The 23,368-nt window shown below is 31.1% G+C and carries 23 protein-coding genes and 2 pseudogenes; 24 read left to right on the forward strand and 1 reads right to left on the reverse strand.

The annotated features are described in order from the left end of the window. Positions 1–127: 127 nt before the first annotated feature. Positions 128–469 (reverse strand): plasmid mobilization protein, encoded by a 342-nt coding sequence (locus M9426_RS08630; RefSeq protein ID WP_250341994.1) that lies wholly within the window; start codon positions 467–469, stop codon positions 128–130. Between the two features lie 292 nt (positions 470–761). Between M9426_RS08630 and M9426_RS08635 the strand changes: the two genes are divergently transcribed. From M9426_RS08635 to M9426_RS08755, 24 genes and pseudogenes are all read left to right on the forward strand, one after another. After that, positions 762–1,334 carry a TetR/AcrR family transcriptional regulator gene (locus M9426_RS08635; protein ID WP_106460082.1) on the forward strand — a complete coding sequence of 191 codons (573 nt, stop codon included), beginning with the start codon at positions 762–764 and terminating at the stop codon, positions 1,332–1,334. Between the two features lie 51 nt (positions 1,335–1,385). Further along, positions 1,386–1,964: an MptD family putative ECF transporter S component gene (locus M9426_RS08640; protein WP_106460083.1), complete on the forward strand. Its 579-nt coding sequence runs from the start codon at positions 1,386–1,388 to the stop codon at positions 1,962–1,964. Continuing rightward, positions 1,964–2,644, forward strand: a complete 681-nt coding sequence (locus M9426_RS08645; RefSeq protein WP_012291072.1) for an energy-coupling factor transporter transmembrane component T family protein — start codon at positions 1,964–1,966, stop codon at positions 2,642–2,644. The genes M9426_RS08640 and M9426_RS08645 overlap by 1 nt, the downstream gene beginning before the upstream one ends. Continuing rightward, a pseudogene (locus tag M9426_RS09305) lies at positions 2,641–4,090 on the forward strand (ABC transporter ATP-binding protein). The gene M9426_RS08645 and the pseudogene M9426_RS09305 overlap by 4 nt, the downstream one beginning before the upstream one ends. A 12-nt stretch (positions 4,091–4,102) precedes the next feature. Continuing rightward, the gene (locus M9426_RS08660) at positions 4,103–5,455 is read left to right on the forward strand and encodes an MATE family efflux transporter (RefSeq protein WP_250341997.1); all 1,353 of its coding nucleotides are present in this window, start codon (positions 4,103–4,105) and stop codon (positions 5,453–5,455) included. A 37-nt stretch (positions 5,456–5,492) separates the two neighbouring features. Continuing rightward, positions 5,493–7,214, forward strand: a complete 1,722-nt coding sequence (locus tag M9426_RS08665; protein ID WP_250341998.1) for an ABC transporter ATP-binding protein — start codon at positions 5,493–5,495, stop codon at positions 7,212–7,214. Next, complete coding sequence (locus M9426_RS08670) at positions 7,207–8,943, forward strand: ABC transporter ATP-binding protein (RefSeq protein WP_250341999.1); 1,737 nt, start codon at positions 7,207–7,209, stop codon at positions 8,941–8,943. Before M9426_RS08665 ends, M9426_RS08670 begins: the two co-directional genes overlap by 8 nt. A gap of 9 nt (positions 8,944–8,952) precedes the next feature. Continuing rightward, positions 8,953–9,117, forward strand: a pseudogene (locus tag M9426_RS08675) (sigma-70 family RNA polymerase sigma factor); the annotation flags it as partial. 228 nt (positions 9,118–9,345) lie between these two features. Next, positions 9,346–9,960 carry a TetR/AcrR family transcriptional regulator gene (locus M9426_RS08680; protein WP_205052529.1) on the forward strand — a complete coding sequence of 205 codons (615 nt, stop codon included), beginning with the start codon at positions 9,346–9,348 and terminating at the stop codon, positions 9,958–9,960. A gap of 107 nt (positions 9,961–10,067) precedes the next feature. After that, positions 10,068–11,837 (forward strand): ABC transporter ATP-binding protein, encoded by a 1,770-nt coding sequence (locus tag M9426_RS08685; RefSeq protein WP_250342000.1) that lies wholly within the window; start codon positions 10,068–10,070, stop codon positions 11,835–11,837. Continuing rightward, complete coding sequence (locus tag M9426_RS08690) at positions 11,834–13,558, forward strand: ABC transporter ATP-binding protein (protein WP_250342001.1); 1,725 nt, start codon at positions 11,834–11,836, stop codon at positions 13,556–13,558. The genes M9426_RS08685 and M9426_RS08690 overlap by 4 nt, the downstream gene beginning before the upstream one ends. A gap of 25 nt (positions 13,559–13,583) precedes the next feature. Further along, a complete protein-coding gene (locus M9426_RS08695) occupies positions 13,584–14,174 on the forward strand; it encodes an MptD family putative ECF transporter S component (protein ID WP_106460090.1) in 591 nt (196 codons plus the stop codon). Further along, positions 14,174–14,902, forward strand: coding sequence for an energy-coupling factor transporter transmembrane component T (locus M9426_RS08700; RefSeq protein WP_250342002.1), 729 nt, complete (start codon positions 14,174–14,176; stop codon positions 14,900–14,902). The genes M9426_RS08695 and M9426_RS08700 overlap by 1 nt, the downstream gene beginning before the upstream one ends. Then, positions 14,899–16,290: an ABC transporter ATP-binding protein gene (locus tag M9426_RS08705; protein WP_250342003.1), complete on the forward strand. Its 1,392-nt coding sequence runs from the start codon at positions 14,899–14,901 to the stop codon at positions 16,288–16,290. Before M9426_RS08700 ends, M9426_RS08705 begins: the two co-directional genes overlap by 4 nt. 385 nt (positions 16,291–16,675) lie before the next feature. After that, a complete protein-coding gene (locus tag M9426_RS08710; RefSeq protein WP_023054952.1) occupies positions 16,676–16,813 on the forward strand; it encodes a hypothetical protein in 138 nt (45 codons plus the stop codon). A gap of 55 nt (positions 16,814–16,868) precedes the next feature. Then, positions 16,869–18,623: a recombinase family protein gene (locus M9426_RS08715; RefSeq protein WP_250342004.1), complete on the forward strand. Its 1,755-nt coding sequence runs from the start codon at positions 16,869–16,871 to the stop codon at positions 18,621–18,623. Between the two features lie 278 nt (positions 18,624–18,901). After that, positions 18,902–19,273, forward strand: a complete 372-nt coding sequence (locus M9426_RS08720) for a helix-turn-helix domain-containing protein (protein WP_034440562.1) — start codon at positions 18,902–18,904, stop codon at positions 19,271–19,273. A 2-nt stretch (positions 19,274–19,275) separates the two neighbouring features. Next, positions 19,276–20,061 (forward strand): ImmA/IrrE family metallo-endopeptidase, encoded by a 786-nt coding sequence (locus M9426_RS08725; protein WP_250342005.1) that lies wholly within the window; start codon positions 19,276–19,278, stop codon positions 20,059–20,061. 72 nt (positions 20,062–20,133) lie between these two features. Beyond that, positions 20,134–20,298, forward strand: coding sequence for a hypothetical protein (locus M9426_RS08730; RefSeq protein ID WP_176269516.1), 165 nt, complete (start codon positions 20,134–20,136; stop codon positions 20,296–20,298). 334 nt (positions 20,299–20,632) lie between these two features. Then, complete coding sequence (locus M9426_RS08735; RefSeq protein ID WP_250342006.1) at positions 20,633–21,151, forward strand: sigma-70 family RNA polymerase sigma factor; 519 nt, start codon at positions 20,633–20,635, stop codon at positions 21,149–21,151. Further along, entirely contained in the window at positions 21,139–21,462 is a 324-nt protein-coding gene (locus M9426_RS08740; protein ID WP_250342007.1) for a hypothetical protein, read from the forward strand. The genes M9426_RS08735 and M9426_RS08740 overlap by 13 nt, the downstream gene beginning before the upstream one ends. After that, the gene (locus tag M9426_RS08745; RefSeq protein ID WP_070699899.1) at positions 21,404–21,700 is read left to right on the forward strand and encodes a hypothetical protein; all 297 of its coding nucleotides are present in this window, start codon (positions 21,404–21,406) and stop codon (positions 21,698–21,700) included. Before M9426_RS08740 ends, M9426_RS08745 begins: the two co-directional genes overlap by 59 nt. Next, complete coding sequence (locus M9426_RS08750; RefSeq protein WP_250342008.1) at positions 21,700–22,812, forward strand: DUF2800 domain-containing protein; 1,113 nt, start codon at positions 21,700–21,702, stop codon at positions 22,810–22,812. Before M9426_RS08745 ends, M9426_RS08750 begins: the two co-directional genes overlap by 1 nt. A gap of 1 nt (position 22,813) precedes the next feature. Then, the gene (locus M9426_RS08755) at positions 22,814–23,365 is read left to right on the forward strand and encodes a DUF2815 family protein (protein ID WP_019125147.1); all 552 of its coding nucleotides are present in this window, start codon (positions 22,814–22,816) and stop codon (positions 23,363–23,365) included. Positions 23,366–23,368 lie beyond the last annotated feature (3 nt).

Here is a 23,368-nt window from a genome sequence, read left to right on the forward strand (position 1 = left end):
AATAAAAACATGATTATATTCATGAAAAATGCAGTATTTGATGTACCTAGTTTTTATTAAAAATGTAGAATTTCTCATCTGATATTTAATGTATTTATAAATTAAATTTTGACTTATATAATAAATTTCATTTTGATTTATTAAGAAGTAGGGAATGAATCTGCCATATTTCTCTTGATAATTTTTCTATCTGATTATTCATAGATTCAATTTCATTTTTGTAAATAACACCAGTTGTATTAGTAGCCTTGGCAATCTGGTTTATATTATTTGTTGCATTTGAAAGTAACCATTGTAGGTTTCTAAATGGTTCTAAATCTACTACATAAATCTCTTTTTCCAATACACATTTTCTAAGAAAGTGAGACATAGTTTTGCAATTAGCAAGTTTCATTTTCTTTTCAAAAACTTCCTTTTCTTCATCTGTTAAATATATTTTTAGTTGATTATTTCTTTTTCTATTATCCATAGTATATCTCCTTATCATAAAATATTGGGATCTTAGGGCTCTCCCTAACAAGGTAAAATTGATAAAAAAAGAAGCAGTCCATAAAGGTTCTGCTTCATCAATTTTTCGTAAGTGGGTACTCACTTACTGTGCTTGCTATTAAAGTTATAAGCGTTAAGCGTTTATTCAATTTTATTGATTATACCGCATTTAAAGAAATTAATAAAGAAGTATAAGCGAAGCTATTGACAATGATTATCAGTGTTGATATAATAATACCGACAACAGTGTCGGTTTGGAGGTTATTTATGAAATGAAAATGGAAGCTGATGAAAGAAAAAAGCAGATTAGACAAGCAGCTATGAAAGTCTTTTTGGATAAGGGATTTAGAAATACAGTTATGAATGACATTATGGAAGCTACTGGGCTTTCTAGAGGTGGTTTGTATCATCATTATGGTTCTACCTATGAAATTTTATACGACATTATGTTAGAAGGAAATAAATACAGAGAGAAGATAATCTATGATGAGATGAATAAAACAAGTCAGGATTTTAGCGAAGTTTTATCTGAGATTATTTTAGAAAAAATGCTATATCAGAGTGACTATGTTTCAATTTATGCAATGTTTTTGCAGGAATTAAATCATGACGATAAGTTAAAAGACTTATATAAGAAACTAAAAAAATCATCATCTGATAGTATTCTAATGTTATTTGATGAAGATGTAAGGGGTGAATTAAGTGAAGCTATCGAATTAATAACTGATTTGATTAACACATTTATTCTAGGTTGTGAAGTTCTAAATGCAAGAGAAAATTTTGTGAAGAACAAACTTGCATTAAAAAAAATGATAGGAATTATCTTAGATAATAATGCTAAGTAAATCTTAGGGTTTACTCAGAAAGAAAAAATATATCTTAAATTGGAGGTTTATATGAAATTAAAAGATGTCGTACAAGTTACAATTTTTACAGTAGTGGCGTTTATATTAAACATGGCTGTATCAACAGCTACAGGAATGTTAGGAACTTTATCCTTATATATAGCGGCAGGATTTTCTTCCTTTGTAGTAGCTCCGCCATTTATAATTATGGCTAAAAAATTACAAAAAAGAGGAATAGCTTTTATATTTTTCATGTTGCTGGGTGTATTTTATGCTTTAAGTGGATATTGGCCAATGCTTATAGTAAATGCCATCGCAGCTATTGTAGCAGAATTAATTATAGGTAACTATAAAAATGATAATAGAGTTGCTTTAGCATTATCTGCTGGAATGTTTGTTATTTCAATGCACGCAATGACATTTGTAAGATTACTTGGACCAGAAAAAATTGTTGAAGTTTTTAGCGTATTTACAAAAGAACAGGCTGCCTTTATGGATGCCTTTTTTACACCAAAGGCAATGCTAATCTCAATAGGCATTAATATCGTTTTGGTATTAATAGCAGGAAGATTTGGATTATATATAAATAATAAGTTTTTTAAAAAGAGTAAAAAATCAGGAATATTGTAATGGAAAACATAAGGAGAGATGACAACTGTCTTGTAAATCCTATAATCTTATTTGTTTTAATTTTAGCGTTTTCGATTATATTATTTATAACAGATGATATTGGCTACTATATTATGATAGGAATATCAATGTTTCTAACCTTAACTTTTTCCTTAAAACAATTTATTAAACAACTAGCAACAGTTCTTATCTTGTTAATTGTTGGCAAAACATTAACTATTATAGACTTAGGAATAGGTGGAAATGCAATTTTAGGTCTTGTAGAAATCGTATTAAAACTCTTTCCGATATTTATTATTGGCGGTATTCTTGTGAATACATCACCACTTAAAATGATGAGTTCACTTAAGTTTTTACACATTCCAAATGTGTTTGCTCTAAGCATAGTGATAGGAATGAAGTTTATATCAGAGATGGGGTTAAGGATTAAAGAAATAAAGAATGGCATGAAGGTAAGGGGGCTAAGATTAAGTCCCCTCCATCCTGTTAGGTCTTTTGAACTTTACTTCATCCCTCTTATCTATAAATGTTTGCAAGTGAGTGAAACTTTGACTTCATCTATTATATCTAAAGGAGCAGAATATAGAGGGGAAAGGACCAATTATCATAAAATAACTTTTAAATTTTTTGATATCGTATTCTTACTTTTAGCTATTTTCTTATTGTGGAGGTCAATATGAATGTAATAGAAGCTGATATTAAAAAATTCTCTTATGATGGAAATGATAAGGTGATTTTAAAAGATATAGAGCTAAATATTAAAGAAGGGGAACTTGTTGTTATAAGTGGTTTATCTGGTTGTGGAAAAACTACTCTAACAAGAATATTAAATGGTTTAATTCCGAATCATTATCAAGGACAATTATATGGACAAGTATCTATTTTAGGAAAAAATATTTCGCAATATAAAAATGGAGAATTGGCAAAATATATAGGAAATGTTTTTCAAAATCCAACAGATCAGTTTTTCGCAAATATTGTTGAGGATGAGCTTGCCTTTGTTGGAGAAAATTTAGGAATGGAGCTTTCAGGATTAAAGAAAAGAGTTGATGACTCTTTGAGTGTGATGGGAATTGAAAATTTAAAATATAGAAATATCAATTCTTTATCAGGTGGACAAAAGCAAAAAGTTGCTATCTCATCTACTCTTGTTTATGATACTAAAATAATTTTCTTTGATGAACCATCATCAAATTTAGACTATAGGGGAATAGTCGAACTTAAAAATATTCTTGAACAATTAAAATCCTTAGGAAAAACGATAATAATATCTGAGCATAGATTGTTCTATTTAAATGATTTATATGATCGTTTTCTGTATATGAAAGATGGTAAAATCGAAAAAGTCTTTAAAAAAGGTGAATTAACAGAAGAGGATTGTAAAAATTACTCTTTAAGAACAACTAACTATAATTTTTTGCTATCTGAAAATATTGATAATTCCCAAAATGTAGTTGAGGATATAAGAGGAGTTGGTATTTCTATTGGTAAAAAAAGAATTAATAAAAAATTTAAATATAAGCTTATATGAAAATGAGATAATGGCGATTATAGGTAAAAATGGAGTAGGTAAAACGACTCTTGCAAGATCTTTAGCTGGTTTATTAAACTTTAAAGGCAATACAAGCTTTGGGAGAAATAAAAAAGAAAGATTAAGAAACGCTTATTATATGATGCAAGATGTAGAATACCAAATATTTTTTGATACAGTGGAAAATGAGCTTTTACAAAAAGATAGAATTAATGACGTTGAATATTTAAATAGACTTAGAAACGAATTAAAACATATTGACCTTTGGGAAAATAGGTATGACCATCCACAAAATCTATCTGGTGGACAAAAACAAAGACTTGCACTATTAACTGCTTGTTTAAGTGGTAGAAAACTAATAATTCTTGATGAACCTACGTCAGGTTTAGATTACAAGAGGATGAATGATATTTCTGAAATAATAAAAAGATATTCAAAAATATATCCTTTTGCCATAATAACTCATGATATAGAACTTATTTTTAAAGTTTGTAATTCTGTGTTAATGCTTGAAGAAGATGGATATAAGAAAGTATATGTTCAAGGACATGAAAAAGATATTTTGAAATTTATTAAAGATGGACTGATTGTGTAAGGAGTTGATTTTTTGAAACAAGATATGAAAGAACAATTATTAACAAAAAGACCTATAGATTTACTTTTTCAATTATCTATCCCTGCTGTAATAGGAATGATAGTAATAGGTCTTTATCCACTAATGGATGGAATTTTTGCAGGAAATATTATAGGACAAACAGCAATGACAGCTTGTGGTGTAGCTATGCCACTTACATTTTTCAATAGTGGTGTATCTACACTTATTGGTGTAGGTTCAGCATCGGTTTTATCAAGAGCTATAGGAAAGGGCGACAAAAAAACAGTTGATAAAATTATGGGGAATTTAATCTTTTGGGTTATTCTATTCTCATCAATTATTACAATTGGTGGAATTTTACTTGCACCACATTTTTTAGATATGGTTGGAGCAAGTGGAGAAATTAAAGAATATGGTATCAGATATTTACGAGTAATTTTTATTGGTTCTTTATTTGTAAACTTTACTCAATCAGCAAACATGGTTATGCGTGGAGAAGGATTAATGAAAAAAGCAATGCTCATTATGGGGCTAGGAGCTTTTTTAAACATAATTCTTGATCCCATTCTAATGAAATTAATGGGAAAATATGCAATTGAAGGGGCTGCACTTGCAACTATTACAGCACAATTTGTTCAAGCGATAATAACACTCCATTACTTCAAATATAAAAGTAAAGCAGTAAAAATAAATAAAATCAAACCTGATCAGGAAATAAAAAAAGAAATGTTTGGCGTAGGGTCATCTGCTATGATGATGCAAATTTTATTTATGATTCAACAAACAATGCTATATAAAATGTCATTTAAATATGGCGGAGATACAAATGCTATCTTGATGGCAGCAACACTTAGAATATATGCCTTTTCATTCATTCCACTTTGGGGAATGAGTCAAGGTTTACAACCTGTAGTTGGTACAAATTTTGGAGCGAAAAAATACGACAGAGTAAAAGAAGCTATGAAAGTATTTTCTATCGGAGGATTAGTTCTTGCATCAATATTTTGGATACCAGCATTAGCATTTTCAAAGAATATTCTGTCTTTATTTGGAGTAGAAGAAAGTATTATAACTCAGGGAATAGGAAACTTTAGACTATTTTATTCTATCTTTATCCTATATGGAGTAATGGTAATGACTATAACATTCTTCCAATCAATAGGAAACGCTAAAAAAGCCGGCATAATAGTAATGCTAAGACAGTTATTTTTATTCGTACCTGCCATGATTATTTTACCAATGATATTTGGAGTTAAAGCAGTATGGTTTGCAGAACCTCTTGTAGATTTAATTATGATTTTAGCTGGAATAGCAATGATGATTGGAGAGCTTAATAGAATGCCCTCTGAAATAAAAAAAATATAATAAACTATTTAAAAATATTACTAAAGGAGGTTTTAAAGTGAATTTAGTAAAAGAATATGTAAATAAAAGAAAAGGCTCATATTTTATATCCGTCCTACTTGCAACAGTTGGGGTGGTGGCTGGTCTTTTTTCCTATATTTATATGGCAAAAATAATTGTAAATTTGATTAATGGCGTAAGCGATACGAGTTTATATACTTCACTTTGTATAAGTATTTTAATAACATTTGTTATTAAAGAAGTGGCAGCAGGAATATCAACAAGTATTTCTCATACGGCAACTTTTAATTCTTTAGGAGAAATTAGAAATGATATTTCCAAAAAATTATTTAAGATGCCACTGGGAGATGTTCTTTCAAGATCTTCAGGGGAATTAAAAAATATTATAGTTGAGCAAGTTGATTCTATGGAAACATCCCTTGCCCACTTAGTGCCAGAATTTACTGCAAACTTAGTAGGACCTGTTTTATTATTTATTTATATGTTTAGCTTAGATTGGCGATTGACCTTGCTATCACTAATTCCATTTGTGGTAGGAATGTCTATTATGATGTCTGTTATGAATGCTCATTATAAGGAAATGTTTGGGAAGTCAGTTGCCATTGGTCAACACATGAATAATTCTATTGTTGAGTATATAAATGGGATAGAAGTAATAAAGACCTTTAATCAAAGCGAATCATCTTATAAAAAATATGCTGATGCAGTTTATGACAATGCAAGCTTTTATTATAACTGGATGGGTGAATCTATGAATAGGGTTGCCATAGGTAGATTACTTTCTCCTATGGGAATTATTACAATCATACCCTTTGGGATTTTATTTTATATAAATGGAAGTATTGATTTAGGAAATTTAATTACCTTAATCGTCTTATCCTTTGCTACAGTTTCTAGCATTTTAAAAATCATGAACTATATGGATGATATGTCAAGAATATCAACTATAACTTCTGAAATAGGAAAGATTTTAGATTCAAGAGAGTTAGAAAATATCGACAAGGGAGAAAAAATAGAATCCTATAATATAGAACTTCAAGACGTAGACTTTTCTTACGATGGAAAAAAGAAAGTCATTGATAATCTTTCTATGGAAATAAAAGAATCTAATGTTTCAGCACTCGTTGGTCCTTCTGGGTCAGGCAAGTCCACAATAGCAAAACTTATTGCTGGATTTTGGAATGTAGATAAGGGATCTATTAAAATTGGCGGAGTAGAAACAAAAGATGTGTCGCTCGAAAACTTGTCTTCACTTATTTCTTTTGTATCCCAAGACAATTTCCTCTTTGATATGACTATAAAGGAAAATATTAGGCTTGGAAATAAGAATGCCTCAGACGAAGAAATCATAGAGGTATGTAAAAAATCTGCCTGCCATGATTTTATTATGAATCTATCTAATGGTTATGATACAAGAGTTGGCGAAGGTGGAGGTCATCTATCTGGAGGAGAAAGACAAAGAATATCTATTGCTCGTGCCATGCTAAAGAATGCACCAATCGTAATTTTAGATGAAGCAACTTCTTATATAGATCCTGAAAATGAAGCTCTCATACAAAACGCCTTGGCAAATCTAGTTAAGGGTAAAACTTTAATAATAATCGCTCATAGGTTAAAGACAATTGTTGATGCAGATAGGATATTTGTCATTAAAGATGGCAAATTAAATTCTTATGGTACTCATGAAGAACTATTAAAGTCATCAGAACTTTATAAGGAAATGTATGCTGCAAATTTAAGGGGGGATGAAAATGCTTAATGTGTTTAAAAAGATATGGAATTTTTCAAAAGAAGAACAGGTATATATTAAGAAATCTATTCTCGCTGGATTTTTGCACGCAGTATTTAATGCCCTTGAGTTTGGTGCAATTTACTATATGCTAGTAAATATATTTTCTAAAACTTTAGACTATAAGGCTATCTTTGTTTGTCTTGGAATATTAGTTATATCCCTTGTTGGAAAGATAATGACACAAAAATCATCACAAATGGCACAAACACACGCTGGATATTTTATGGCAGCTCATAAGAGGATAGAAATAGGAGAAAAAATAAAAAGAGTTCCTATGGGTTTCTTTTCAAGCTTTTCACTAGGAAGATTAACTACTATTTCCACATCTTCACTTTCCCAAGCGGAAATGTGGGTGCCTATGCTTTTGGTTCTTGTACTTGGTGGAGTTCTAAATACTTTAGTTTTTGTCCTTGGAACTTTAATATTTAATGTAAAGGTAGGGCTTGTTGCAGTAGTAGGTGTAATAGTATTCTTTATAGTTACATCAATGATGGAGAAAAAATCATCAGCTAATGCAGATAAAATGACAGAAACACAAACAAGACTTACAAAAGAAGTATTAGCAACTTTACAAGGAATGCAGGTTATAAAATCCTATAATCTTGGTGGAGAAAATAACAGGGCTTTAAGAAAGTCTATAAAAGATACATCAAATATACTTTTAGATTTAGAAATATCTGTAGCACCTTACACAGTTATCCAAAGAATTGTAATGGGAATAACAACAGTAGCTATGGTCTATGTATCATTAAAATTAAATTTATCTGGTGAACTTCCACTTGCTGAAACAATTCTTATGATTATGGCATCCTTTATAATCTTTGAAGGACTAATCGGTGCAGGATCAAACATGGCAATCCTAAGAGCTTGCGAAAATGCTATAGATTCAGTTGGCTTTATAGACTCAATGCCTGATATGAAAGAAGGAGAAGTTTCAGAGTCTATACGAAATCACGATATAGTCTTTAAAGATGTTTCTTTTTCTTATGATGACAGACCAATTTTAAAAAATGTATCAGCAGAGATAAAAGAAAATACTATGACTGCTATTGTTGGTCCATCTGGATCTGGTAAAACAACATTTTGTAATCTCATAGCGAGATTTTGGGATGTAAATTCTGGCGAGATTTTAATTGGTGGAAAAAATATAAAAGACTATAAGATAGAAAACTTAATGAATTCTATTTCAATGGTCTTTCAGGATGTATACCTATTTGAAGATACAATTGAAAATAATATAAAATTTGGAAAACAAAATGCGAGCCATGAAGAAGTAGTTCAAGCTGCAAAAAAAGCAAGATGTCATGAATTCATAGAAGCTTTACCAGAAGGATATGACACTATTATTGGGGAAGGTGGAGCAAGCCTATCTGGTGGAGAAAAACAAAGAATTTCCATAGCTAGAGCCATGCTAAAATATGCAGATATAATTATCTTTGATGAAGCAACTGCAAATATTGACCCAGAAAATGAAGATAAACTTAAAGAAGCAATAGAAACATTAACAAAAAATAAGACAGTAATTATGATTGCCCATAGACTAAAAACCATTAGAAATGCAGATCAGATTTTAGTCTTAAAAGATGGAGAAATAGTAGAATGTGGAAATCATGAAGAACTGATTAAAAATAATGGACTTTATTCTGACCTTATCAATGCAAAAGCTAAGGCAGAATCATGGAAATTAAATAATTGATAGGAAGAAATATTTAAAGTCTCTGAACATGAAAAATATTTAGAGCAGGTGGACAAGAAAAACCACTTGCTCTTTTTTTCGTTCCTAAATCAATATGGGAATTTTGAAGATAATCTAGAAGATAAAAATGTTGATGTAGAAAAAGTTGTAGCTACACCAATGATGATTGAAGCATAAAAAATGTATCAACCATTACCCTTTAAACAGGATTTAGGTTGATACACAAAATTATTTACAGACCCTGTTATTGTGTAATTAAGACTATAAGCGTTAAGCGTGCTTATTTATAGTAAATAAAATTATACCATACTCAGAATATAATTTCAGGGCACTATTGACAAAAGTATAAGAAAATGATAATCTTTATTAAAGAACGAGTGTCGGTCAATAGGTGGTGAGGTTTTGGCAAAGAGAAATGTAAAAGATCCAGAAGAAAGAAAACAGGAGCTTATAAATATAGCATCCAGACTTTTTGAAAAGTATGGGTATGAAAAAGTTTCTGTGCGAGATATTCTCGCAGAAGTTAACGGTGCACCTGGAATGTTTTATTATTACTTCAAATCAAAAGAAGATATTTTTTTGGCGTGTATGGAAACATATTTTGAAGAAAAACTAAAAAATAAGTTGGATATACTTCAAAATAAGGAAATGGATTACGAAGAAAGAATAAAAATTGTAAGAGAACTTATAGTAAAAGATATCGGTCAATTTACAACAAGATATAATTTTTCGAAAGAGAATTCAATTACAGATAACTCTTACAGGCTATGGGAATTAATTCATTACATTGGAAAATTTATAGATGTCTATTCAGAGTTTATAATTGAAGGAATTGAAAATAAAAAAATAGAAAATAATATGGGAATAAACAGAGAAAATGTGAGAAGTTTTGCAGCTTTTATTTTATACGGAGCTGTCGGAACAATATATAACGACTATATTATTAAGGGAGAAAACAAAACAAATTCAAGTGATGCCTTTGGAATAATAAGTGAGCTATTTCAAAGACCTCATTAGAGAAAAATAAAATATAAGTATTTTACAAGGAAAACATCAACGGTGTTTTCCTTGTATTAGTTTTAAGGTAAATGAACGAACTCGTTCGGTAAGGAGGCATGTTTTAGATGAAAAAGAAGAAATCAATCAAAGATATTATTTCCTACAGTGAAATAAAAAAAGGACAACTTGTAGGAGGAATATTATTTGTTAGTCTTGGGATGCTATTAAGTATTTGTCCAATTTTGGTGATATACAAAGTCATAAAATCTCTATTTTTATATGGAAAATTAGAACAAAGTACAATACAGTTCTGCATCTATGGACTTGCAGCAGTGGTATTGTCATATTGCTTAACTTACATTGGCGGTATTTTATGCCATAAGTTTTCATATGTTTTAATAGCTAACTTAAAAAAGAAGATATTATTTCATATTGGGAATCTTCCTTCAGGTTTTTTTACCGGCGACAACAAGTCAAAAATAAGACAAGTATTAGGATCGGACATGAATCAAATTGAGGGTTATTTTTCTCATCAATTACCAAATCTAATTTCAACTTTAGCACTAATTTTAGCAATGATAATTGTTATGTTAAAGATAAATTTAATATTAGGTCTTACGACTTTGTTAATTATATTTGTTGGTTTAGGAATTCAGATTGCAATCATGGCAAAGATTATAAAGTCGGGTGGACTTGAGAAGAACTTTGCGATTTTGGATCAAATTAATTCAGCAACTACTGAATACGTTAAAGGTATGCCGGAAGTGAAAATATTTGGAACAGGAGCAAAATCATTTAAAACTTTTTCAAAGTCAGTAGGAGAATATAGAGACTTTACAAGTTCGATGACATCAATGATAAGACCAGGATTTGTTTCATTTAGAATGTTTATTTTATCTGTTGCTACATTCATAGTTCCTTTAGGAATATTTTTAATGTCACGAAATAATAACTTGGATTTTGCTACAGTTTTTATTTTCTATTTGATTCTTGTACCCGCCATTAGCGTACCTGCATTAAAACTTAGAGATTTTGCAGAAGGAATGAATTTACTAAATGAAGTTGTTTTGAGAATCTACGAAATTATAGATCAAAAAGAATTGGCAATTGAAAATAGCGAGGAAGAGATAAAAGGTCATGATCTTGAATTTGAGAATGTAAGCTTTTCTTATGGAAATGAAGAGGTTTTAAAGAATATAAGCTTCTGTGCTAAACAAGGAGAAGTTACAGCATTAGTTGGCTATTCGGGAGCAGGCAAATCTACCATTGGAACGCTAATACCCAGATTTTACGATCCTTCAGAAGGCTCTATTAAAATTGGTGGAGTTAATATAAAAAATATTCCGATGAACGCCTTAATGGAGAGGATAGCATTCGTTTTTCAAGACAGTGATCTTATCACAGATACAGTCTTCAATAATGTTGCTATGGCAAAGATAGGTTCTACAAAAGAGGATGTCATAAAAGCATGTAAAAAAGCAAGATGTCATGATTTTATTGTAAAACTTCCTAATGGATACAATACTGTTTTGGGTAAAGGGACTTATTTATCCGGCGGAGAGAAACAACGTATTGCTGTAGCAAGAGCGATTTTAAAGGATGCACCAATATTAGTATTAGACGAGGCAACAAGTTTTGCTGATTCTGAAAATGAATATCTTATGCAGGAAGCTTTGTCTGAATTGGTTAAAGATAAGACAGTTATCATGATTGCTCATAGGTTAAATACCATAGAGCATGCAAATCAAATTTTAGTAATATCTGATGGAAAAATTGCAGAAAGAGGTAAGCATGAAGATTTAATCCTTGCAGATGGAATATATAAGAGACTCTTTGATATTTATAAGAAGACAAATATTTGGCAAATGGATATAGAAGGGAGTGAGAATGAATGATAAGAAATATTACATTAGGAAAGATGAATAATATAAGAAAATCAATTATTTTAAATGTTTTGGCATCTATTTCCAACCTTATACCATTTATTGCTTTGGCAAAAATTGTAGAAACACTATTTTTAAATAGAGGCGCAGATAGTATAGATACGAGCCTTTTATGGAAGTATTTTGGGATAATGGCAGTATTTTTCTTAATAACATTCTTATTGGAAAATTTAGCCACAAAATATACCTATGAACTTGGATACAAGACAAGTGCAGATGGAAGAATAGAGCTTGCAGACCACATAAGAAAATTGCCAATAGGTTATATTTCAGGGAAAAGTTCAGCGGAGATCTTAGATACATTAATGAATGATTTTTTCAAAGTTGAAACGGCAGTAACGCATCAATTACCTCAATTTTTCAGTGGTATATGTGTAGCGATTCTTTGCTCGATATTATTTTTGATAATTAATGTAAAAATGGGAATAGCAACTCTTATAGGACTACCTATTTCTGTTCTACTTCTCACGCTCATGCAAAACTTTCAGAAACAAAATTATTTAAAAACAAAGAAAATGAGGATAAAAGAGGAAGAAGATATAAATGAATATTTGGATACCATTAAGACTCTAAAAGCTTATAACAGCTTAGATGATACATTAACAAAACTTGAAGAAGATATAGATAACTCAAGAAATGCAAATATTAAGAGTGAGAAAGGGGTTGGTTCATTAACTACTATAGCAAGTATGATTTTAAGAATAGGACTTCCTTTGATGAGTTTAGTTGGTTCCTATTTATTTATAAATGGATCTTTGGAAATTGATACATTTTTAATGTTCTTATTTGTAGGCACAAGGATTTTTGATCCCTTGGAGCTTGCACTTGTAAATTATACAGGTCTACAAATGGCATCAGTTTCAGGAGAGAGAATCATTAACTTACTTAACGCTAAATCTATGTCAGGAAATTCCGATGTAAACGAAAGCAACAAAATTGAAATCCACGATGTTTCATTTTCTTACAAGGAATCTAAGGTTATCGATAATGTTTCATTAGACATTAATGAAAATGAATTAACTGCTTTTGTTGGTTACTCTGGCTCTGGAAAATCTTCACTAATTAAATTAATTTCCAGATTTTATGATCCTAATGAAGGGGCAATTAAAATTGGTGGAGTAGATTTGCTAACAGCCGACCCTGATAAAATAATGGATAAATTTTCTGTTGTTTTTCAAGATGTGTATCTTTTTAAAGACACAATTTATAACAATATAAAATTTGGAAATGAAGATGCAAGTAAAGATGAAATCATGAATGCTGCAAAAATGGCAGGAGCTTATGACTTTATAGTCAAAAAAGATGATGGATTTGACACTATGATTGGACAAGGAGGAGCGACTCTGTCTGGAGGTGAGAAACAAAGAATATCAATAGCGAGAGCAATATTAAAAAATGCACCAATAATACTACTTGATGAAGCAACATCTTCACTTGATCCTGAAAATGAACTTATTATACAGGAAGCAATATCAAATTTAATTAAAAATAAAACAGTTGTGGTTGTAGCTCATAAATTAAGGAGCATAATGGGAGCTGATAAAATTGTTGTTTTAAACAAAGGAAAGGTAGAAGAAGTTGGGAAACATGAAGAACTTATTAAAAATGAAGGACTATATAAAGACTTATGGAATTATCAAGAAAAGTCTAAAGAATGGAAGATTGTACAGTAACAATCAATTTTAAAGGAGGAAATTTATGAAAACACAAAAGAAATCATCAAAAAATGCAGTTACAGCCGGTGTTTTAATTGCACTTTACTTTGTAACATATGCAGTCATTGGGGCAATATCTATGCCTGTCCCTGTTTTATTTTTACTAATGCCTATGCTTGTAGCACTATTTGCTGCACCAACCTATCATATGCTTCTTGCAAAGACAAAGTCAGCTACTGCTATTGTAATCGCAGCTATCTTACCAAGTATTTTATTAGTTGCAACTGGACATATTCCAATTGCACCATTAGTGGCAGTGCCTGCCGGAATAATTGCTATGTTCATAGCAAAAGGTGGGAATTATACAGACTTTAAGAAAAATACAATTAGTCATATGTTTTTTTCTCTAAACTTATTTGGAGGATTCTTACCAATTTGGCTTATGAGAGAAGCATTTTTTGAAAGTTTAATAAAAGGTAAATTAGATCAAAGCTTTTGTAACACAGTAAGAGCATGGACACCAATATGGATGTTACCAGTAATGATTATTGGAACATTTATATTCTCTTTGATTGGTTCTTATTTTACAAAGAAAATACTAAATAAAAAGTTGGAATCCGCAGGAGTTTTATAATGGAAAATTCAAAGTTTGTTCTGGGGTCAAAATATGACCTCAGAACAAAACTTATCTTGCTTATAGGTGCGAATATTTTAATTTTTTTAGGGTTTGATTGGATCTATCAAACCCTTATTACATTATTTTTCCTTGTCATTATTATTAGCGATGGTTATAAAAAATCCGCTATAAGGTATATTTTATTTTTTGTAATAAGTGTAGTATTGGAAAAATCTTTAGCCTATTTTAATATGAATTTTCTTTTGAATTTAATTTTATTTATCTTAGCAATTGGAAGAAAATTTTTGCCATGTATTATCGTGGGTAAATGGATTTTAAATTCCACATCTGTTTCCATTGCAGTAGCAACTTTACAAAAATTAAAACTTTCAAAAGACTCGCTCATAATGATTTCTGTAATATTTAGATGTTTGCCTACTATTAAAGACGAATGGAGTCATATAAATATGGCGATGAAAACTCGAGGAATTAATTTTAACTTAATCAATTTAACAAGAAGACCAACATTAATTATGGAATATTTTTTTGTGCCATTGTTCGTAAGTGTGATAGAAATTGGGGATGAGCTCTCTCAATCAGCCATTATAAGGGGACTCGATGCTCCTGTTAACAAAACAAGTAGACACCTAATTAAGTTTAGAAAAAATGATATTGGTGTTCTAATTCTTATGATTTTAATTTTATCAATAGTAATATTTATGAAAGTATCAGGGTGGGACTTATGATTGAAATTATAGAATTAAGTTTTAAGTATAAGGGAGGATCTGATTACTCATTAAAAGATATAAATTTGAAAATCAAAAAAGGGGAATGCATTCTTCTGTGTGGTAGGAGCGGTTGCGGAAAGTCGACTCTATTAAAGCTTATGAACGGTATAATACCTGAGTTTTATGATGGGGACATTTCTGGCAGTGTTATGGTCAATGGTATGAATACATTTACTACACCAATTTATAAATTATCTAAGAATGTAGGCTCGGTTTTTCAAAATCCTAAAACACAGTTTTATACAACCAATACAACCGATGAAATTGCTTTTGGTTTAGAAAATTACGGAATAGAAAGAGAAGTAATTAACAAAAGGATTGACGAAGTTGAAAAAGAGCTTCATCTTGAAAACTTGATGAATAAAAATATATTCAATCTTTCTGGAGGAGAAAAGCAGAAGATTGCTATAGCAAGCATTTACGCATTAAACCCTGAGATATTTATTCTTGATGAACCATCTTCAAGCTTAGACATAAAGTCAATGAAAGAATTATCTCTTACAATAAAAAAGCTTAAATCTTTAGGAAAAACTATTATTATTGCAGAACACAGGTTGTGGTATTTAAAAGACATTGTTGATAGAGCAATATACTTAGAGGATGGGAAAATCATCAGAGAATATAGTATGGACGAAATTGAAAATCTAAGTGAAGATGAACGAATGAGAACGGGACTTAGGAATTCTGATTATAAAGCCATTGAAAGATTTGATGATTTTGAAACTTCAAATAAAGGGACTTTATTAGAGTTAAAAAATCTGATGTTCAAAAGAAGTACCAAAACAATTTTGTCCATTAAGGATCTTAAATTTAGCTATGGCAATATTATTGGGATTGTTGGAGAAAATGGAATTGGGAAGTCTACATTAGCAAAAATCATATGTGGCTTATACAAAGAAAATAAAGGGAAAATTTTAAGAGATGGTGAGAATTTAAATATAAAAAGTAGGCTAAATGAGAGCCTGCTTATTATGCAGGAAGTGAACTATCAGTTATTCACGGACACTGTCAAAGATGAAATAGTATTAACATCAAATATTAAAGATGATAATGCTTTAGATACTTGGTTAAAAGACATGGAGTTAAAAAACATTGGTGATAGAAATCCTCACACCTTGTCAGGAGGACAAAAACAGAGAGTGATTATTTTATCCGCTTTACTATCCGACAAGAAAATCCTATTTTTCGATGAGCCAACCAGTGGATTGGACTATAGAAATATGAAAATAGTAGCTAAAAACATAAAGAAAGTTAAGGAAAAAGACAAGCTGATTTTAATAATATCCCATGATGTTGAGTTTTTAGAGTCAGTTTGTGATAAAGTGATTGATTTCACGTATTTGTGAAAATGCATACATTAGTAAATTGCAAGAGGGACATATGATAAAAACGCAAGAAAAACGAGAAGTTATGAATAGTATTTTTTAGAATACTTCATAATATAAACTTTATAATATTTTTTATTTTTGAGGATTTATGCCTAATAGCATAAGTCCTCATTTTTTATATTCAATTAATCATTAAAACTCAAAAATACTATAAAAAAATAAAAATTCTGGTTACCAAAGAGGGCAAATTTCACTATATAAAGTGAGGGGTATTTTGTCATCTTTCTATAAAAATCAAAATACTTTGAGTTGCGAATATTTATAAATTTCTTAGGTGAGATTAGTATATTTTAAATTTAAACAACTTATCAAGGTAAAAAATTAACTTACATAGGAGGTTAAAATGCAAGCAATAAAAGTTTATAGCATGAGAGTTGCTATGTTATGTAGACTTTATGATCTTAAATTAATTAATGATAAGGAATATACAAAAATAAAAAATAGAATAGAAAATGATTATAAGAAGAGAGATAGAAAGTAGTTAATCTTGTGATATAATAACACTGTAGAAAGATACAAAATGGGAAGGAGGTAAAATGAATACTAAAGTAAAATTAATAAAAGCTTCAAATACAGGAGCAAGAAATAGAAATGCACTGCATTTAGATTTAAAACGAGTTGCAGCATATTGTCGAGTAAGTACAGATAGTAAAGACCAACTTGAATCATATAAGTCGCAAGTTGATTATTACACAAATCTAATAAAAAATAATAAGAACTGGACTTTGGCTGGTATATATGCAGATGAAGCGACAACAGGAACAACTGCTACTAAAAGAGCAGATTTCATGAGACTAATAAGCGATTGTCAAAATGGAGATATAGACATGATAATCACTAAATCTATATCAAGATTTGCTAGAAATACATTAGATACTTTGAAATATGTAAGACTGCTAAAGGAAAATAATGTTGGTGTAGTATTTGAAGAAGAAAATATAGATACTTTGACAATGGATGGAGAGTTACTATTAACAATATTAAGTTCAGTAGCTCAACAAGAAGTAGAAAATACCTCAGCCCATGTAAAAAAAGGACTGAAAATGAAAATGGAAAAAGGGGAACTTATTGGTTTTCAAGGTTGTCTTGGATACGACTATGACCCTATAACAAAAAGTATCTCTATAAATGAAGAAGAAGCCACAATTGTCAGATACATCTTTAAAAGATATTTAGAGGGTAATGGTGGCTCAGTCATTGGCAGGGAACTAGAAGAGCAAGGATATCTCACTCCGAGAGGTAAAACAAAATGGTCTGATACTACAGTGTTAGGAATAATTAAAAATGAAAAGTATATTGGCGATATACTAATGGGAAAGACCTTCACAGTTGATCCCATAACAAAAAGAAGACTAGCAAATTTTGGTGAATCTGATAAATACCACATTGAAAATCATCACGAGCCAATTATATCAAAAGAAGATTTTGAAAAGGCACAAGAGATTAGACTCAGAAGAGCACAAAACAGAAACACTATTGCTAACAAGGATAGAAAAAGAGAAAAACTATCAAGGCAATACGCTTTTTCAAGTATGCTGGAATGTGGATTTTGTGGAGAAATACTTTCAAGAAGAACTTGGCACACAAGTTCAATTTACAAAAAAATTAACTGGCAATGTGTAAGGTCAACAAAAAAAGGTAAAAAATATTGCCCTCATTCAAAGGGAATACAAGAAGCGGCAATAGAAAAAGCATTTGTTGAAAGCTATAGGCAATTATGCCATGCAGATTCAACAGTAATAGATGACTTTTTAAAAATTGTCGAAGAAGAAATAAATGATAATACATTAGTCAAGAATCTGAAAAAGATAGAAAATCAATTAAATAGAATCATTAGTCAAGAAAGAAAGTTAGTTGATCTTCATTTAGAAGATAGGATAGACGAAGAAGTTTATGCTAAAAAGTATAAAAAACTTACAAAACAAAAAGAAGAATTACTTGATGAAAAGAAAACACTGGAACTAACAATAAAAGATGAAAATTCTATTAAAAAAAGACTAAAGCAATTTAAAAAGGTGTTAGAAAATAGAGAAATTATAGAGGAATTTAATAGAACAGTATTTGAAAGCATAGTTGATAAAGTCGTAGTGGGTAGAATTGACAAAGACGGAACAGTTCATCCATATGACCTGACATTCTACTTCAAAACAGGTGTTAAAGATAGTCAAGATTCTAATAACTTTAAAGATAAAAGAAAAAATACCAAAGACGATGACATTAATAAATTGTGCTCCCACAAGAATGACGAGGATAAAAAATTATGTTCCCAAGCAAAAGATAATGCATGTTGAGACTGTAGTATTGATGTCAAGAAAATAGAATAACAAGCTATAAAACTGTTGAAATCAATGGCTTTTAGGATTTTAGAAGAAATCTTAAAAGCCATTTTTCTATTTGGAAAACACCTTGTGGGAACATATTAATAGTAAAAATCGTAGGGGTGTGTAGACAGGATAGATATTTATAGGGAGAGTGAACAGAATAGATATTAGGACTTGACACATCAATTAATAAGTTGTAAAATATAAACAAGTTAGCAGATTAGCTAATAAAGTAATAGGAGGTAATCATGAACAATCACGAACTGACTTTTGGGGATTTTATCTCTCAGAAGAGAAAGGATTTAAGAATCACCTTAAAGGATATGGCGGACAGGCTTAATATTTCCTCACCGTATCTAAGCGATGTAGAGAAAGGAAAAAGAGATTCTTTTGACTTAGAGAGGTTGAACCAAATTGCTAAAATATTAAACTTGGATGAAGAAGAATCATCCATTATGATGGATTTAGCTGGAAAACAAAGAAATACGGTGGCACCTGATTTGCCAGAGTATATTTTAAAGACTAAAGGCTTAAGCGTAGCTTTGAGAAAAGCTAGAGACTTAGATGTTAAAGAAGAAGAGTGGATAAAATTCATTGAAGAAATTGAAAAAGAGAGGTAGGCATGTATCAATATAACTTCAACAAATCAAGTACAGGTGCTCCATTTATCACTTTAGATCAAATTGAATCACTGACCGAGCAAATTCTCAATAAATATTGTCCTTCTGCAATTGAAAATTTTGAAGCAGTAGATATTGAGGGACTGGCAGAATTTGATTTAGGGTTTAATGTTGAATATGCCTACTTATCTCATAACGGATGCTATGCAGGGATGATGGTCTTTAATGATGACCAAGTAATACGAACAATGAAAAGCCTGATGCCAAATGTTGAAACTGGACAATGGGAACTAGAATATCTTACAGATAGAGCCAATACTATTCTAATAGATAAGCAATTAGACAATCCAAGAGATAAAGGATTTAGAAGATTTACCCTAGCTCATGAATGTGGACATGGAGTAATCCATCCGTGTGTATTCTATAGAGATCCAAACCAACTATCTTTTTTTAATGAAGAAGAAAAGCCTGCTTCACTAGCTTGTCGAACTGGCGATGTTAATAAGAAGAAAACTAAGCGTTGGGGATTTATGGATACAATAGAATGGCAGGCGAATACATTTGCTTCTTGTCTTTTGATGAATAAAAAAGCGATTATAAAGTATTTATACTATCTGGGTTATGATAAGCATATTAAGGATGAGACTTATCTATTTGATTTCATCATGAAAGTATCAGAGCAATTCCAAGTATCAAAAACAGCAGCATTAGTTCGATTAAAAGTATTAGGCTATGCACCTAATGACTTTGAATTAACAAAAGAACTATATAACGAATTTAGTTTTTAAAATATAGCTTAGCTATATTTTTTTAAGAAAGAAATTAGCAAAGAAGCTAACAAGGAAAGATAAGGAGGTATTATGGAACAAATGGCATGTCCAGTCTGTAAAAAGAGATTTTTTGATGTATCAAGAATTCCTTTAGAGAAAATAGAGATACAAGCTAAATGTCCACACTGTGGGAAAATCTCAACACTGGAAATATCAAACAAAAATAAGAAAAAACCATACCGAGCAAAGAAGTAAATGTAACTATCAAATAGCCGGATGAGTATTCAAAAAGAAACTCATCTGGCTATTTTTATATTAAGGAGGTGATCCTATAGAAATAAGAAACAAAGAAGGAAAAAGAGTCTGTGATATTAGTGAAGACAAGAAAAAGCTAACTATCATACGAGGTAAAAGTACAACCATAGCCTATGTAGTTAAAGGCGAAATTAAAATTTTAAATAAGTAAAAGATATCCGCAAGAACGCTAGACGGCAGTCGGAAAACCAAACCATGGTTTTCTATTGCCGTCTTTTTTTGTTTTTACGGATGGCCTTCTTGCGGATCTAGAGATTTTGCGAGGAGGCAAAAGATGGCAAAGAAAAGATATTTAGAAATAAATGGCAAAGAAATCGAAGTTAGTGAAGAAGTCTACAAAGAATACATGAAACCAATCTGGAGAGAAAAAAAGAGAATCCAAAGAGCCTACAAGAATTTAGAAGAACTACAAGATAAAGACAGAATTAAAACAATGGCTGAGAAAAATGGAAACTATGTCCAAGCAGGAAGCTTAGAAACAGGCTTTGTCGATACAAAAGAATATGGACTTCCCTTATCCCTTGATGTTGCTGAAGAGGAATACGACTTTGAAGTAACTAGCGTTAAAAATACTGAGGACATAGTAACGTACAAACTTCTGGAAGAAGCATTCTTAGAAGTCATTAGTGAATTTTCTGATAGAGATAAAAAAGTTCTAAAACTACTTTTTCTCTACGAAATGAAAGAAAGAGAAGTCGCAGAAGTAGTAGGAATATCCCAAAAAACAGCTAATAACATCAAAAATAAGCATTTACCAAAGATTCAAGAGAAATTGAGACCTTGGAAAAAATAATTACTCAAAAACTTACTAGATGTCCTAAGGAATATGAGGGAAGAAGTCTTACTCAAATACAAACAGGATGTCCTAAGAAGTATGAGGATATACAACTTACTCAAAATGAAGGCAAATGTCCCAAGGAGTATGAAAGGAGGAACAAAGTGGACTTAGTAAAAAACGAACAGATGGCAGAAAGTTTAATAGCCATCTCAATTGTTGCCAAGAAGATAGCTATGGAATTAATGCAACCAGAGAAAGGAGAAAGAAGTGTCAAGAATAAAGCTACTAATGGAAATCAAAGAAGATGCAGAGAATCTTGCATCTAGTATAGGTGTCCTTCTAACAGCACTAGAAAGTGATGAGGAACTACCTAAAGAAGAAAAGGTGAAGCAAGAAGAAAAGACCTATGAGATTGAAGATGTTAGAAAGATACTAGCTGACAAATCAAGATTAGGCCATACAGCAAAAATAAGAGAACTTTTAGAAAAGTATGGGGCTAAAAAGTTATCTGAAATTGATCCAAGTAAATATAAAGACTTGGTAGCAGATGTGGAGAAACTCTGATGGGCGATCACGCAATATTATCTGCATCAAGTAGTTCACGCTGGATTCACTGTCCACCAAGCGTTAGGCTCTCTCAAAAATATGAAGATGAAGTTAGTCCCTATGCACTTGAAGGCACATCGGCTCATGCCTTAGCAGAATATAAACTAAAAAAGTTATTAGGCATAGATGTAAAAGATCCTACTGAAGATTTGGATTTTTATGATGAAGAAATGGATGAGTTAACTGAAGGATATGCCTCATATGTAATAGAAGTAATAAGTAGTTATGAAAGCCCAGCCGTCTTTGTGGAAGAAAGACTTAACCTATCAGACTATGTTAAAGAGTCCTTTGGAACTGCTGACTGTGTAGTTGTTGGAGGAAAAGAACTTCATGTAATAGATCTAAAGTATGGTCAGGGAGTTTTAGTAGATGCTAAAGAAAACACACAACTCATGTTATATGGACTTGGTGCTCTGACTCTCTTCGATGGAATTTATGATATTGAGGAAGTAATTCTTCATATCTATCAACCAAGAAGATGTAATATCTCAACTTATGAAATTAAAAAGACAGAACTTTATAAGTGGGGAGAAACCATACGAGAAATTGCTGAGAAAGCATATAAAGGCGAGGGAGAATTCTCGTGTGGAGAATGGTGCATTTTCTGTAAAGCTAAGAATAAGTGTAGAAAAAGAGCGGAAGAAAACTTAAAACTAGCACAAGAAGAATTTACCCTACCACCAGAACTATCGGATGATGAAATTGAAGAGATTCTACCAAAACTAGACGAACTGGAACAATGGGTCAAAGATATCAAGGCTTACGCTTTAGAAAGAGCAATGAAGGGTCATAGATGGAAGGATCTAAAACTTGTCGAAGGTAGGTCTAATAGGAAATACCGAGATGAAGATGAAGTAGTTAAGAAAGTAAGAGAACTGGGATTTAACCCCTTTGAAGAGAAGTTACTTGGCATCACAGCTATGACTAAGTTACTAGGTAAGAAAATCTTTGATGAAAATATCACTGACTTATTAGAAAAACCAAAAGGAAAGTTAACCTTAGTAAGCATTGATGACAAGAGGGAAGAAGTAAAAATTGACAATGTTAAAGAAGAATTTGGAGGTAAATAATATGTCAAATATGAATAAAACAAAAGTAATTACAGGCGAAGTTAGATTAAGCTATGCAAATGTATGGGAACCAAAGTCAATCAATGGTGGTAAAGAAAGATACTCAGTATCCGTCATTATTCCAAAGAGCGACCAAAAGACAATCGAGAAGATTGAAAAAGCAGTAGATGCTGCTATTGATGAAGGACTTTCTAAATTCAATGGAAAGAAACCAAATAAGAAAGCTATCAAACTTCCATTAAGAGATGGTGACACAGAAAAAGATGATGAGGCTTATGCAGATGCATACTTCTTAAATGCCAACTCTATGACAGCACCTCAAATTGTAGATAGAAACGTAGAACCAATTCTTGATAGAAGTGAAGTTTACTCAGGAGTTTATGCAAGAGTATCACTTAACTTCTACGCCTACAATGTGAATGGTAATAAAGGAGTGGCCGTTGGCCTTGGAAATATTCAAAAACTAAGAGATGGTCAACCTCTAGGAAATAGGTCTAATGCAGCAGATGACTTCGATGCGATGGACGATGATGACGAAGATTTCTTAGCATAGGAG

It is taken from the genome of Peptoniphilus genitalis (assembly GCF_023614525.1).
GTDB classification, from domain to species: domain Bacteria; phylum Bacillota; class Clostridia; order Tissierellales; family Peptoniphilaceae; genus Peptoniphilus_A; species Peptoniphilus_A genitalis.

Excerpts from the sequence above, each read along its gene's own strand:
- M9426_RS08715 (WP_250342004.1), top strand. The coding sequence starts at position 16,869 with ATGAATACTAAAGTAAAATTAATAAAAGCTTCAAATACAGGAGCAAGA.
- M9426_RS08725 (WP_250342005.1), top strand. The coding sequence starts at position 19,276 with ATGTATCAATATAACTTCAACAAATCAAGTACAGGTGCTCCATTTATC.
- M9426_RS08705 (WP_250342003.1), top strand. The coding sequence starts at position 14,899 with ATGATTGAAATTATAGAATTAAGTTTTAAGTATAAGGGAGGATCTGAT.
- M9426_RS08720 (WP_034440562.1), top strand. The coding sequence starts at position 18,902 with ATGAACAATCACGAACTGACTTTTGGGGATTTTATCTCTCAGAAGAGA.
- M9426_RS08700 (WP_250342002.1), top strand. The coding sequence starts at position 14,174 with ATGGAAAATTCAAAGTTTGTTCTGGGGTCAAAATATGACCTCAGAACA.
- M9426_RS08690 (WP_250342001.1), top strand. The coding sequence starts at position 11,834 with ATGATAAGAAATATTACATTAGGAAAGATGAATAATATAAGAAAATCA.
- M9426_RS08670 (WP_250341999.1), top strand. The coding sequence starts at position 7,207 with ATGCTTAATGTGTTTAAAAAGATATGGAATTTTTCAAAAGAAGAACAG.
- M9426_RS08735 (WP_250342006.1), top strand. The coding sequence starts at position 20,633 with ATGGCAAAGAAAAGATATTTAGAAATAAATGGCAAAGAAATCGAAGTT.
- M9426_RS08710 (WP_023054952.1), top strand. The coding sequence starts at position 16,676 with ATGCAAGCAATAAAAGTTTATAGCATGAGAGTTGCTATGTTATGTAGA.
- M9426_RS08635 (WP_106460082.1), top strand. The coding sequence starts at position 762 with ATGAAAATGGAAGCTGATGAAAGAAAAAAGCAGATTAGACAAGCAGCT.
- M9426_RS08730 (WP_176269516.1), top strand. The coding sequence starts at position 20,134 with ATGGAACAAATGGCATGTCCAGTCTGTAAAAAGAGATTTTTTGATGTA.
- M9426_RS08645 (WP_012291072.1), top strand. The coding sequence starts at position 1,964 with ATGGAAAACATAAGGAGAGATGACAACTGTCTTGTAAATCCTATAATC.
- M9426_RS08640 (WP_106460083.1), top strand. The coding sequence starts at position 1,386 with ATGAAATTAAAAGATGTCGTACAAGTTACAATTTTTACAGTAGTGGCG.
- M9426_RS08750 (WP_250342008.1), top strand. The coding sequence starts at position 21,700 with ATGGGCGATCACGCAATATTATCTGCATCAAGTAGTTCACGCTGGATT.
- M9426_RS08630 (WP_250341994.1), bottom strand. The coding sequence starts at position 469 with ATGGATAATAGAAAAAGAAATAATCAACTAAAAATATATTTAACAGAT.
- M9426_RS08695 (WP_106460090.1), top strand. The coding sequence starts at position 13,584 with ATGAAAACACAAAAGAAATCATCAAAAAATGCAGTTACAGCCGGTGTT.
- M9426_RS08685 (WP_250342000.1), top strand. The coding sequence starts at position 10,068 with ATGAAAAAGAAGAAATCAATCAAAGATATTATTTCCTACAGTGAAATA.
- M9426_RS08755 (WP_019125147.1), top strand. The coding sequence starts at position 22,814 with ATGTCAAATATGAATAAAACAAAAGTAATTACAGGCGAAGTTAGATTA.